The sequence below is a fragment of the Acidobacteriota bacterium genome (genome assembly GCA_018001935.1).
Classification (GTDB): domain Bacteria; phylum Acidobacteriota; class JAAYUB01; order JAAYUB01; family JAAYUB01; genus JAGNHB01.
This window is the reverse complement of sequence record JAGNHB010000037.1, coordinates 19,416-32,053: the sequence shown is the minus strand read 5'-3', so window position 1 is coordinate 32,053 and position 12,638 is coordinate 19,416. Positions and strand designations below refer to the sequence as shown.

Annotated in this window: 13 protein-coding genes; 8 read left to right on the top strand and 5 right to left on the bottom strand. The window is 64.6% G+C overall.

Going from position 1 to position 12,638, the window contains the following annotated elements; genetic code table 11:
• Positions 1 to 137 precede the first annotated feature (137 nt).
• The 6 genes from KA419_13765 (at position 138) to nikR (ending at position 3,673) form a co-directional block, all read left to right on the top strand.
• Positions 138 to 674, top strand: coding sequence for a sigma-70 family RNA polymerase sigma factor (locus KA419_13765; protein MBP7867004.1), 537 nt, complete (start codon positions 138 to 140; stop codon positions 672 to 674).
• Between the two features lie 245 nt (positions 675 to 919).
• Complete coding sequence (locus KA419_13760) at positions 920 to 1,777, top strand: hypothetical protein (protein MBP7867003.1); 858 nt, start codon at positions 920 to 922, stop codon at positions 1,775 to 1,777.
• Between the two features lie 91 nt (positions 1,778 to 1,868).
• On the top strand, positions 1,869 to 2,405 hold the full coding sequence (locus KA419_13755; protein MBP7867002.1) for a sigma-70 family RNA polymerase sigma factor: 537 nt from the start codon (positions 1,869 to 1,871) through the stop codon (positions 2,403 to 2,405).
• Between the two features lies 1 nt (position 2,406).
• The gene (locus KA419_13750; GenBank protein MBP7867001.1) at positions 2,407 to 2,796 is read left to right on the top strand and encodes a hypothetical protein; all 390 of its coding nucleotides are present in this window, start codon (positions 2,407 to 2,409) and stop codon (positions 2,794 to 2,796) included.
• A 70-nt stretch (positions 2,797 to 2,866) separates the two neighbouring features.
• Complete coding sequence (locus KA419_13745; protein ID MBP7867000.1) at positions 2,867 to 3,061, top strand: hypothetical protein; 195 nt, start codon at positions 2,867 to 2,869, stop codon at positions 3,059 to 3,061.
• 183 nt (positions 3,062 to 3,244) lie between these two features.
• Positions 3,245 to 3,673, top strand: coding sequence for a nickel-responsive transcriptional regulator NikR (nikR, locus tag KA419_13740; protein ID MBP7866999.1), 429 nt, complete (start codon positions 3,245 to 3,247; stop codon positions 3,671 to 3,673).
• A 231-nt stretch (positions 3,674 to 3,904) separates the two neighbouring features.
• Here nikR and KA419_13735 read toward each other — a convergent pair whose 3' ends face one another.
• From KA419_13735 to KA419_13720, 4 genes are read right to left on the bottom strand one after another with little or no spacing between them, the layout of a single operon-like run.
• The gene (locus tag KA419_13735) at positions 3,905 to 4,615 is read right to left on the bottom strand and encodes an ABC transporter ATP-binding protein (protein ID MBP7866998.1); all 711 of its coding nucleotides are present in this window, start codon (positions 4,613 to 4,615) and stop codon (positions 3,905 to 3,907) included.
• Positions 4,612 to 5,355 carry a hypothetical protein gene (locus KA419_13730; protein MBP7866997.1) on the bottom strand — a complete coding sequence of 248 codons (744 nt, stop codon included), beginning with the start codon at positions 5,353 to 5,355 and terminating at the stop codon, positions 4,612 to 4,614. The genes KA419_13735 and KA419_13730 overlap by 4 nt, the downstream gene beginning before the upstream one ends.
• 6 nt (positions 5,356 to 5,361) lie before the next feature.
• Positions 5,362 to 5,961: a hypothetical protein gene (locus KA419_13725; GenBank protein ID MBP7866996.1), complete on the bottom strand. Its 600-nt coding sequence runs from the start codon at positions 5,959 to 5,961 to the stop codon at positions 5,362 to 5,364.
• Positions 5,958 to 7,913: a TonB-dependent receptor plug domain-containing protein gene (locus tag KA419_13720; GenBank protein MBP7866995.1), complete on the bottom strand. Its 1,956-nt coding sequence runs from the start codon at positions 7,911 to 7,913 to the stop codon at positions 5,958 to 5,960. Before KA419_13720 ends, KA419_13725 begins: the two co-directional genes overlap by 4 nt.
• Before the next feature lie 474 nt (positions 7,914 to 8,387).
• Between KA419_13720 and KA419_13715 the strand changes: the two genes are divergently transcribed.
• Both KA419_13715 and KA419_13710 read left to right on the top strand, forming a co-directional pair.
• Positions 8,388 to 9,677 (top strand): calcium/sodium antiporter, encoded by a 1,290-nt coding sequence (locus KA419_13715; protein MBP7866994.1) that lies wholly within the window; start codon positions 8,388 to 8,390, stop codon positions 9,675 to 9,677.
• Between the two features lie 621 nt (positions 9,678 to 10,298).
• The gene (locus KA419_13710; GenBank protein MBP7866993.1) at positions 10,299 to 12,398 is read left to right on the top strand and encodes a hypothetical protein; all 2,100 of its coding nucleotides are present in this window, start codon (positions 10,299 to 10,301) and stop codon (positions 12,396 to 12,398) included.
• An 18-nt stretch (positions 12,399 to 12,416) separates the two neighbouring features.
• Here the strand turns inward: KA419_13710 and KA419_13705 are convergent, their stop codons facing one another.
• Complete coding sequence (locus tag KA419_13705) at positions 12,417 to 12,638, bottom strand: hypothetical protein (GenBank protein ID MBP7866992.1); 222 nt, start codon at positions 12,636 to 12,638, stop codon at positions 12,417 to 12,419.

The window sequence follows — 12,638 nt, the reverse complement described above, 5'->3', positions numbered from 1 at the left end:
TTTCAAGACCCAGAGAGCGCCATTCGCCGGCTGTAAGGAAGACATGGTTCTTCGGCCGATTGGCAATTTCCGGCCCCACGGGAAAAATCCGATGAACCGTTGAGGCTGCCGGGCGGACTACTTCTAGAGAGGCACGGATGAAGCCGAGAAGCCGGGTCGTCGATGAACTGCTGGTGCTGGAGGCCCAGGCGGGCCGGGTCGAGGCGTTCGAACGCCTGGCGGCCCTGTGGCACCCGCGGCTGCTCGGTTACGCGTTTCATCTGACCGGCGACCGGGAGGGGGCGCGGGAGGCGGTGCAGGATGCATGGATGTCGGTGGTACGAGGACTGTCGAGGCTCAGGGACCCTGCCGGCTTTCCCGGATGGGCGCTCAGCATCGCCCGACGACGATGCGCGGACTGGGTTCGGCGGCGGCAACGTTCGCGCCGGGGTGCCGAGGGGCTGAACGACGCCGCCCGGCTCGCCTCGCCCACCACCTCTTCAGAAGAGCAGACCGAGCGCTTGCGCGAAGCCATCCGGGGTCTCGACCCGGAATCGCGCTTCCTTGTGGAGATGTATTATCGCGAGTCCCTCTCCGTGGGGGAAATTGCCCGGGTCCTCGGGATCCCTGCAGGGACCGTCAAATCAAGGCTTTATCACGTCCGCGAACGACTGCGGACGATTCTGGAGGTGTGACCATGTCGCAAAAAGCCAGTGTGGACGACCTCATCCGGGAGGCCCTGGAGACCGAAGGGGTGAAGGACCTCTTTCACGGAAAAAAATAGTAAATGAACCGTTGCAGCTCAAGAATAGACCTGATTCTTAAGAGGCTCGGATGTGCTACGCGCTGCGGTTGACCGGCGGCTTCGGGGAATTGGCCCGACAATTCAGAAACTCAGATCTACTATGATTTTTTAGCCAAAGGCCGGAAAGGAGGAGTTATGTCGGTTTTTTACAAAGTGTTTGCCGGTGCTCTCTTCGCATGCTTTGCAAGCTGTTGCATTTATGCTGGAAGTGTTGCCAAAGATCCCGACCTGCTTAAAGGTTCTGCTTCAATTGATCTAAAAGCCGCTACCATCAAAAGCGTCAGCCCGCTGAATGTTCTGCCTGGTACTTTAGTCAGTGTCGAAGGAAACGGTTTCGGAACTAAACCCGGAATCGTCAAGCTAGGCGGTACCGTCATCGATTCATTCATTTACTGGACAGATATCGCCATTTTCTTCCGTGTTCCCCAAGCCGGACTGAAAGAACGGACCAAAGTTCAAGCCGGTGCCAGTTATTCGGAGGATCAATTGCGCCCGGCTCCGGAAGGCTCGATTACTATCCGATGGAACGTCAATATCGCCAGGCTGGATGAAGTCGTCGCCGTCCAGTGGAAGGCCTGCAGCGCTCCCGTCAAACCGGTTTTCAAAGCTCCGCTTTATGTCAAAGGCGAATGGGTCAAATCGGGTGAATTGTACGGAAATTCGGCAGTTGGCGACTGGGATGGTGGGAGCCGCCGAGCCATGGCCTTGGATCAATCCGGAAAAATCTGGTACGCCGAAGTTGTTCTGACCCCGGAAAACATCGCCACCTTCGGCATCAAGCTGTTGAAATTCGCTTTCGAGGATGGTGAAAACGATTCCCGCGCTCTCTCGCCTTTCGAATCCGATTACACCTTCATCCTGAAGAGAGACTGGGCCAAAACCGACAGCTACGCCGCGGTCATTTTAGACCCGGCTGTCACTCCCAGTAAGAAAGATGCATTGTTTGACGAGAAGACCAGCACCATCAATCTGGTTTACCCCGTCACGGAGTAATCTGAGTTGATCAGAATCCAGCGGTTGATCGAAACAGCGGTTAAGTGAACCAGAGCAGTTCGAGCACAGACCTATTCCATGGAAGGCTGTGATGCGCTCACGTAACCGGATCATCGAAGAGTTGTTGGTGTTGGCCACCCAGAGTGGGAGGGCCGAGGCGTTCGCGCGCCTAGCCGAGTTGTGGCACCCGAGGATGATGCGCTACGCGTTGCGGCTGACTAGCGACCGGGAGGGGGCGAGGGAGGCGGTGCAGGACGCCTGGATGGCCGTCGCGCGGGGACTGATGCGGTTGCAGGACCCCGCCTGCTTCGCCCCGTGGGCGCTGTGCATTGTCCGCAGCCGTTGCGCAGACTGGATCAGGCGGCGGCAGTGCCTGCGGCGGGAAAACACCGGCTTGGACGCCGCCGCCCCCTTAGCGGCAACGGCCGAACCCCGGGGCGACAACCGGTACCGTTTGCGCCGGGCCGTTCGGGGCCTCGACCCTGAACCCCAGGCCCTGGTAGAGATGTTCTATCTCGAGTCCCTGACCGTGGCGGAAATCGCCCGGATTCTCGAAATCCCGGCCGGGACCGTCAAGTCCCGGCTTTACCACGTCCGCGAGCGGCTGCGGGCGATCCTGGAGGTGTGAAATGTCGGAGAAAAAAAGCGCGGACGACCTCATCCGCGAGGCCCTGGAGGCCGAAGGGGTGAAGGACCTCGAACTGTCCGGGGAGCCGGGCATGCAAGATCTGGTGACCGGGATCTTTCGGGGTCGGATGTGGTGGGCGGGCATCATCATGACGGCGAACCTCCTGGCCTGCGCGGCGCTCGCCGTGTTCTGCGGGGTGAAATTCTTCGGTGCCGCGGAGGTTCCGGTCATGCTCCGATGGGGCGCCGGCTTCTTCCTTTTTGTGATCCTGACGGTCGGGTGCAAGCTCTGGTACTGGGCGAGGCTGGAACGCTTGGCCGTGACCCGGGAAATCAAGCGGGTGGAACTGCTCCTCGCCCACCTTGCAGCGGAACTCCGGGACCGGCAATGACGATGCCGGCTCACCGGGTGAAACCCGTGCATTGCCCCTGCAAACCCTCCCGTTCTTTCCGGGTGCGGCTATGACCGGGTGGCTCCTGTTCGCCGGCGGAGACATCCTCCTCTGCTTAGGTTCGAGCGGGTTCGCGGGGGGCGCGTCCACCCTGGCCGCCTCCCTGCGGGTTGCCGAAATCCTGCGCACCGAGCGGACCATCAACCGGGGGAAGGGTGCGGCTCTCCGGACGCTTCACGTTCTCACCAGCGCCTGGATCGCGTAGAAGGGGCAAGGAAACGTCCGACTCGCACGCGGAAACGGGAAGCGAGGCTTTCGGTCAGCGGAGGGAGCCTGGAGGCATCAACGCCTGGGCAAGGACAGATGGGAAACAGTTGGGGCCGCATCCGGCGTTGACAACCCGTGAGAGTCTGTGCGAGACTCCCCCCGATTCACGGGAGGTTGTGACATGACCCATCTGGTCCGCTTTGGCGTTTCCCTCGAGAAGAACCTCCTGGACCGGTTCGACCGGCTGATCCGGGAGCGGAACTACACCAACCGCTCCGAGGCCTTCCGGGACCTCATCCGCCAGGAGCTGGTGCGCAAGGAGTGGGACGAGAACCAGGAGGTGGCCGGCGCCGTCACCTTCATCTTCGACCACCACCGCCGGACCCTCCTCAACCGCATCACCGACCTCCAGCACGACCACCAGGCGCTGATCGTCTCCGCCCAGCACATCCACCTCGACCACGACCACTGCCTCGAGATCGTCGCGGTGCGCGGGACGGCCCGCGACATCCAGCACCTCGCCGACCGGCTGAGATCCCTCAAGGGCGTCGAGCACTGCCTGCTCAGCGTCACCTCCGCGAAGGCCGATCCCGACCATCCCGCGGACTGACCCCAACTCTCTTTTCCCCTTCTGCTGATTACGTCACCGGAAACCGGGTATTGCGCGCCCCGAAGGGGAGGGAGAATCGGTGGGGATCGGGTTTGGACGTTCGATCGCCCCGCCCCGAAGGGGAGGGGGCATCCCAGCCGGGGGCCAGGCGCGGGCGCCGGCCACGAACGGTCCGAGAGGCGGAACGGCCCGGGCGCCCGCGCCGCCGCCCCCGGAACGCGGCGGAGGGCGTCAGCCCACGGGCCCGCCCGGGCCGTCCCACCGGCGTTCGACCCGGGACGCGTCGGCGGTGTCCTCGACGATCCGTCCGCCTTCCAGGAGAACGTTGCGGTCGACCAGGCGCGCGGCGAAGGCCAGGTCGTGGGTGGCGACGAGCTGCGCGGCGGGGAGCGAGCGAAGGGTGCCGGCGAGGCTGCGTTTCCCCGGCGGGTCCAGGCCGGCAGAGGGCTCGTCCAGCAGCAGGAGGGACGGCCCCGTGACCAGGGCCCCCGCCAGGGCCACGCGCTGCTTCTGGCCGTGAGACAGGTGGTGCAGCGGGGCATCGGCCAGGTGGCCCACGCCCAGGTCACCCAGCACCGCCCGGGCGGCGGCGGCGGCCTCGGGGGGCGCAACCCCCCGACGGCGGAGCCCGAAGGCCGTGTCGTCGATCACCCGGGGGAAGAGCAACTGGTCCTCGGGGACGTTGAACAGGAAGCCGATGCCCTTCCGGACCTCCGGCAGGGTTCGTCGCCCCAGGGCAAGGCCCCCGACGCGGATCTCCCCCTCGTGCGGCACGAGCCCGGCCACCGCCAGGAGCAGGGTGGTCTTCCCCGACCCGTTCAGGCCGAGCAGGGCGACCCGCTCCCCGGGGGCGATGTCCAGGGTGATCCCCTCGAGCACGGCCGGGCCGCCGGGTTCGTAGCGGACACTCACATCCTGCAGGCGGAGGGCGGGCTCGTTCACGCGCCCCCCCGCCACCGGAGCCAGGCGGCAACCCCCGCCCAGGCCAGGGCCAGCAACGGGACCGCCACGTCGGCCGCCCTCACGGCGCCCCCGCGGGGGATGGGCCCCGCCCCGTCGTAGCCGCGGACCTCCATGGCCATGGCCAGGCGCTCCGCCCGCTGCAACAGTCTCGGCAGCCACACCGTCGGCAGGGCGACCACCAGGCGAAGGGCCGCCGCCCCGCCCCCCGAGGCGCCCCGCACGGCCAGGGCGGACGTCAGCCGGCGGGTCTCCGCCGCCAGGTGGCCGGACTGGTGCACGATCTGGCCCAGGATGGCGCGCACGATCCGGGGAAGCGGCAGTCGCGCCAGCCCGTCGTGGAAGTCGGCCACCCCCAGGGCGGCCACCGTCCCCAGGGAAACGAAGAGGCACCCGAACCCCTTCGCACACACACTCCAGGGGACGGTGAAACCGGCGGGGCCCGCGGAGGTCGGGGGCAGGAACGGGACGAGGAGGAAGAAGGGGCCGAACAGGACGCAGCCCAGCCCCGCCGCGGCGAGGGTCCTTCGCGCCGGGGGCCGGCAGGCGGCGAGCCAGGCCAGAACGGTCGCGGCGATCGCCCCCGTCCCCGGCCACGACGCCGCCGGGGCCAGGAGGCAGGCCGCGAGGGCCCCGGCCCCGGCCAGCAGGCGGGCCCGGGGTTCGAGCCGCTTCACCGGTCCCCGGCCGCACCCCCACAACTCATGCCAGGACGTCCGCACGGCGGCTCACCTCCCGTTTCCCGCGGTCGCGGCGGCGGTGGGAGCGCTTCCCTCCCCGTCCGCGTTCACGGCCCCTCCCCGTTGGACGGCCGGCGGGAGTGTGGTTCGGCGGAGCCCGCCCCGCACCGTCACCGGGATCACGGCCATCATCAGGAGGATCCCGGGCCACCCGCTGAGGAACGAGAGACCGGCCAGGAAAGCCGCGGGCAGGTCCATGAACCGGGCCAGCCCGTACACCAGGGCGACGTTGAGGGCCCGGCCGAGGAGCAGGACCGGGACCAGGACCGCCCACGTGTTGACCCCCGGCCATCGGGTTCGGACAGAAGCCACCAGGGCGGCCATCACCCCCAGTTCCATCGCCATCACCAGGGCCACCGGCGGGTAGAAGGGCGGCATGCCCGTCACCGCGCCCGAGAGCAGCGGCGTCATGACCGCCGTGACGGCGGCGGGAAGGGGGCGCACGTGGAAGCTCAGCAGGACCAGGGGCAGATACATGGGCATGAAGGCGGACCCGAGGCTGACCATGTGGAAGGCGACGGGCAGGAGGAGGGCGGCGGCCCCCAGCACGCCGCAGTAGGCCAGGTCCCGGGGGCGGGTGTCCCTCATCGCCCACCGTCCAGGGCCAGCCGCAGCCCGCACTGGAAGGTCGCCCCGGGCATCTCGTAACCGGGACGGTACTCGTAGCGCGCGTCGGTGACGTTTTCGACGCCGGCGTAAACCACCAGCGCCTGGGTCCAGGTCCGGGGCGAGACGGTCCAGCGCACCCGCGCGTTGAGGAGGAAAAACCCTTCCATGTAGGCCTGGGGGCCGGGGTAGCGCGGGTTCCCGCTCCAGCGCCCCCCCACGTACTGGGCGTCGAGGGACAGGCGCAGGCGGCGGGACGCGTCCCAGTTCACGCCGAACTGGGCGGTGTGGCGGGGGGCGTAGGGGAGCCGCTCCGGCTCGGCGTCCAGGAAGGTGTACCCCGCGAACGCGTGGAGGGAGTCCAGGGGGTCGGCCCCCACGGCGACCTCCACGCCCCGGGTGCGGTAGGACCCGATGTTGTCGTAGTGGGGCGGCGGCGCGGTGAAGCGGAGGGCGTCGGTCCCGCGGTCCCGGAAGAGGGTCAGGTCCAGGCGCAGCCGGTCGTTGAAGGCGTGGGAGACCCCGCCTTCCAGGTGGAGGACCTTCTCCGGGCGCAGGGACATCCACCGGTCGCCCTGGTTCCATTCGGCGGTGGAGAACACGGCGTAGACGCCCGGCAGGTTGAAGCCGCGGCCGGCGGAGGCGTGCAGCCTCGTCCGCCCGAAGGAGAGGGCGAACCCGGCCTGGGGGGCGGCGAAGGTCCCGAAGTAGCGGCTCACGTCGTACCGGACGCCCGCCACCGGGCCGAACTTCACCCGGTTGCCCCACTCCGCCTCCGCCAGGAGGTAGGGGGCCGCGTTCCACATCCGGACCTCGTCCTTGACCTTGACGGTCGTGCCCAGGGTCTCGCGGAAGGACCCCCCGTAGTTGTCGCCGTCGAAGCCCGCGGTCACCTTCAGGCCCCGCAGCAGGGGGAAGGTCTGGCGGGCCCGGAAGCCCCAGTTGGCGTAGTCGGTGTCCGAGTCCAGGGGGAGGTTTTTCGCCGCGTTCCACTGCTCCCACCGGATGGCCCCCTGGTCCCGGTAGAAGCGGAAATACCCCCGGGCGCGCGGCGTGTCGTTTTCCAGCGTCGCCGTCACGGTCCAGTCGCGGATGGCGAACTTGCCCCGCGGCGGCGGGGGGGCGCCGGCGGGGCCGGGGTCGTCGGCGTAGCTGTCGGTCCGGGAGAGGGTGAAGTCCAGCCGCCACCCCGGGGACAGCGTGTACCCGGCTCGGCCGAAGAAGTCTTCCACACGCCCGTCCGACTGGGGTCGGTGCCCGTCCGAGCTCCGGTACCCCGCCGTGACGTAGGCGTCGAAGGCCCCCCTCCGGAACCCGCCGTCCAGGTGGGTCAGGAGCGTCCCGAACGAGCCCCCGCCCGTGGAGATGGCGCCTTCCGAACCCTCCCGTTCCCGGCGCCGGGTGCGGATCTCCACGGCGCCGAAGCTCATGTTGCCGTAGAGGACCGGCGAGGCCCCCTTGACCACGTCCACATGCTCCACCGAGTCGAGGGAGAGGACGTCCATCAGCGGGTGGGTCCACACGCCGCTGAACTTGGGCACCCCGTCCACGAGAAACTGGACCTCCCCCCCCGGCCGGCCCGAACCCATCCCCCGGATGAAGAGCGTCCCGCCGTCCCCGCCCCCGTAGCTCCCCACGACGTTGTAGCGGGAGATCAGGACCCCGGGGGTCATGCGCAGCCCGGTCAGCAGGTCCACGGCCTGCAAGTCCTCCATCTGCGCCTTCGACACCCGGGAGGCGGAAACCAGGTCCACCGTCAGCAGGTTTTCCTCCACGAGGGGCGCCTCGGCCCGCACCTCGATTTCCGTCCGGATGGCGGGCGCCGAGGCCTGCTCCTCCGCGGGGGCGCCGTCCTTCCGGGGTTCGCTCTCCGCAACCGCAACAGGAACAAAAAGGTTCAGACCAAGCGAGAGAACGGTGAGCCAGGTTATCATGCGAGTCCTCGTGTTACGTATTTTCATAATGTGCCACGATAACCGAAGGCCGGGCGCGTGTCAACCCGAAAAGCACGGCGCGGTGCTCCGTCCCGCGCACGGCCCGAAGGCGGCGGGGGGAAGACACTCCGGGAAATCAAAGGCGTATCCGCAACGCCGATTCTTCCGCCCCTGCCTCTTCGGGTGCCGTCTTCCGGTTCGGGGGTTTGCCACCTTTCCCGCACCCCTTCAGGGTGCGTTTTCCATCCCCCTCCACCGCGTCCCGGGGGCGGCGACGCGGGCGCCCGGAACCCTCGTCACGCTGCATGCTCGTGTCCGGAGCCCGCGTCTTGCCCCCGGCTGTGACGCTCCCTCCCCTTCGGGGCGGGTCGACGTTCTTGAACGTCCATTCTCTGTTTGATTTATACCCCCCCGGACTCCACGGGGGGAAATAACCTTTCAGTTTGGGGAAAGCCGCGGAGGCCCATCCCGCCGATGACTCTTTCCTTTTCCCGCCCCGCGGCCCTTTTCATCCCCGGGTTTCAGCGTTCCTGTTGGTCCTCTTCGTCCTTTTTAATCCTTTCGTCCCTTCGCAACTCCCCCCCCGGGCAAGCGGGGCCGCCCGAAACACCGGCTTGCGTTTCCCTCGCTTTTCCGGTAGATTTCCCGCATGAAAATATCGGTTATTATCCACCTCGGCTTCGCGGCCAGACACACCGGAAAGCGTCTCCCGGCCCGGCGGGGGCGGTGGGTCCCTGCGTCCGCGATGAGGCGGGGCCGCGAACTTCCGCCGCCGGGCCGGGGGCGGCCGTGACCGGCTGGCTCCTGCTTGTCGTCGGCGGCGTCCTGCTCTACTTCGGGTCGAGTTGGTTCGTGGGGGGGGCGTCCGCCCTGGCGGCGTCGCTGAGGGTCCCGGAGATCGTGGTGGGCCTCACCGTCGTGGCCTACGGAACCTCGGCCCCCGAGATGATCGTGGGCATCCAGGCCGCCTTGTCAAACCATGGCGACATCGCCCTGGGAAACGTGGTGGGGTCCAACATCGCCAACATCGGCCTCATCCTGGGACTGACCGTCTTGGTGTGCCCGGCCCGGGTGGACGGCTCCCTGCAGCGGCGGGAGATGCCGGTGCTCCTGGGCAGCGCGCTCCTGGTCCCCCTCCTCCTCCTCGACCGGCAGATCTCCGCCTGGGACGCGACGGGGCTTCTCGGGATCGCCCTCCTGTACACCCTGTGGATGGTGCGCACCGCCCGGGTCGCCGGCGTCCGACGGTTGGCGCTCGAGAGCGCCGACGTCACGACCACCGCGTCGGACGCCGCCGGGGCGCCCCGGCTGAAAACGGCCTCGCTGGCCGCTCTGGCCGTGTTCGCCGGCCTGGCCGTACTGCTGGCCGGCGCGCACCTCTTCGTGGAGGGAGCGGTGGCCGTCGCCCGGGCCCTGGGCATGAGCGACCGCCTGGTGGGCCTGACGGTGGTGGCGGTGGGGACCTCCCTGCCGGAGCTGGTCACCAGCCTCGTGGCCTCGGTCCGTGGGCACCCCGACATCGCCGTGGGCAACGTGATCGGCTCCAACATCTTCAACATCCTCCTCTGCCTGGGGGCGGCCGCCCTCGCGGGACCCCTCGCCGCGGACCCGGCCGCCGTGAGGATCGACCTCGTCGCCCTCCTGCTGATGACCGCCCTGGCCGCCCTCTTCATCCGCACGGCCCGCACCATCACCCGGCCCGAGGGCGCCCTCCTTTTCGCGCTCTACGCAACCTACATGGCGTGGATCATCGGGAAGGGATGACGCCGTCCACGGCCATTCATGTCCTGACCGGTCCCCGCCAGGTGGGAAAACCACCACAAGAATGAGCGCCTCACACCACCCCCGACCCCGGAGGGGTCGAACGTGAATAGAATGAACGCCCCACACCACCCCCCGACCCCGAAGGGGTCGAACGTGAATAGAACGAGCGCCCCACCCCACCCCCGACCCCGAAGGGGTCGAACGTGAATAGAACGAGCGCCTCACCCACCCCCCGACCCCGAAGGGGTCGAACATGAATCAACTCTGCGCACATTCGACCCCTTCGGGGTCGGACGGAGGTGATCCTCGTTTCGTTCTATTCACGTTCGACTCCTTCGGGGTCGGGTGGAATTGATCCTCGTTTCGTTCTATTCACATTCGACCCCTTTGGGGTCGGGGGGGACGGGCCGGCGTCGTTCGATTGCGGCCCTGTCGGGGGTGGACCGTGGGCCTGGGGTCGGCGCACCCCCCGCCGGCCCGTTTCATGGCCCCTCTTTGCCGGCCACGATGCCGAGGCGGGCCTCGCCATGCTTGTCCGCCTGGGCCTGGCCGATCCCCTCGATCTCCCGCAGTCGATGTCGGTCTACTGGCAGAGGACTTTCACCTCCAAGCAGGTGCACCATGCCGGGTGCACAAAGCCAGAAGCCCTTGATTTCTCAAGGGCTTCTGACTTTGTCGTCCGTTGCCGGACAAACGATTGGTGCGAGGGACGGAATCAAATTGATTCAATCCACACCAGTCTATGCGACCAGCATGATCTGCTCCCGAACGGACCCATCACGTGTCTTCATCTGCAAAGGGACAGGAGGGGTGGATTCCATTTATCGGAATGTGAATGAATGGCAGATTGAGGGGGAGATTCCAGGTACGAGATCGATACTGGGTGAGCATATCATCGAGAGTGATCCAGGCCAACTATGGATTGGGACTGTCGATCAGGGTGTTTTCAGAGTCACATTCCCATCTAATGGGAATTCAGGCCTCAGAGTACCGAAACCACATGTAGAGCAATTCGGGGACAATCAAGGCCTACCGCCCGCAAACAGAGTCTTTGTTCACAAGATTGGGAACAACATCGTGGCTTCGACAGGAAAAGGCATTTTTCGGTTCGACAAGGAAACAAACAAATTCTCACTCGATAATCAGTTCACTGCGCTCTTTCATGATTCGCCGAGACTGATATATGAATTGAAAACTGGTCTTCAAGGGCGGATATGGATGCACACCCGAAACGAATCGGCCATCGAGGAGGTCGGGTTAGCTATCCCTCGAACAGGGAACTCCTACCGTTGGGAAGACTACCCTTTCAAGCTCTTGTCCGGAACCCGCATCGAGGAGATTTACCCCGAAAACGATGGAGTGGTCTGGTTCGGCGGTTCAGATTGTCTCTTTCGCTTCGCCCCCTATCGAGTACCAAGCCCAAGCTCCCGTTTCCCGACCCTCGTACGCAGAGTAAAAACAGCCGGGAATCGCCTTCTCTTCGGAGGGGCCTGGAAAACAGGCGCCCAGGAGGAGAATCAGATCCCTATCCTGGATTACGAGGAGAATGCACTGCGCTTCGATTATGCGGCGATCTGGTATACCCGGGATGATGCCAATCAATTCTGTATTTTTCTTGAAGGTCTGGACGAAGAATGGTCGACTTGGTCGAATCAAGCGTTCAAAGAATATAACAATTTACCTGAGGGAAACTACACCTTTCATGTCCAGGCCAAGAACATATATGACCATAAAGGGTTGGAATCAACCTACCGTTTCAGGATTCTTCCGCCATGGTATCGGACCCGATTGGCCTATGCCGGTTACGTCCTCCTCGCAGGTCTCTTCCTTTTCGTTATCGTGCGAGTCAATACAGCAAGACTCCGTAAAGCCAAGATCCACCTGGAGCAAACCGTGGAAGAGCGAACGGCCTGTCTCCGGTCTCGGACTGAGGAACTCGCTCAGGCCAATGCGCAACTGAAAGAGCTTGATCAGGCGAAGTCTGACTTTCTCAACATGGCGGCTCACGATATCCGCACTCCCATTACCTCTATCGTGGGTTTCGCCAAGCTCATTCAGAAGAAAATAGGTGATATCGTCCATCCTGGGGCCGAAGAAACACGACGTGCCCGCAGCATCAGGCAGGTGACCGAAAATATAGGAATCATCATTACAGAGGGGGACCGCCTGACAGCCCTCATCAACGATCTTCTCGACTTGGCGAAATTGGAATCCGGCAAGATCGAGTTAAAAATCGGACCCGTCCGCGTGTCGGAACTCTTCGAGCAAGCATTGACCGCTACGGCGGCCCTTTTCGAGAAAAAAAACCTGGCAATCCGAAGGGACTTGTACGATGAACTTCCGGATGTCTTTGTGGACAGAGACCGAGTACTCCAAGTCTTGGTTAACCTTGTTTCCAATGCCGTGAAATTCACGCCGGAAGGAGGGTGCATCACCTGCCGCGCCCAGAAGGGAACCGGGGCCGATGTCGGTTGTATTGAACTCTCCGTGGCCGACACTGGTCCCGGAATCCCTCCGGAGCACTTGGACAGGGTCTTCGAGAAATTTCAGCAACTAGATGAAAACAACGAACTGATGAAGGGCACCGGCTTGGGATTGCCCATCTGCAAAACCATTGTTGAACGGCACAATGGCCGGATCTGGGCCAATAACTTAGCCGATCGGGGTTGCGTTTTTTCCTTTACCCTTCCAATCAACCCTGTCCCTGAATCAGTTGTCTGAAGACCCAATCCTTAATTCTCAATCCTTGACAATAGAGGGAGAATATTGCACCGGAACGATCAACTCAAGAATTTTGATCGTCTCTGAATCAGCACCTTTCTCCTTTAGTATCCTCACGATGTCGTCGATAGTGTTCTTCTTGTCGGATAACAGCTTTTGATAGAATACTTTGAACTCATCGATCGTCATCTCACCGATCCGCTTCTGCTCGCAACCGACATCAATCTTCTTCTTGGGCAT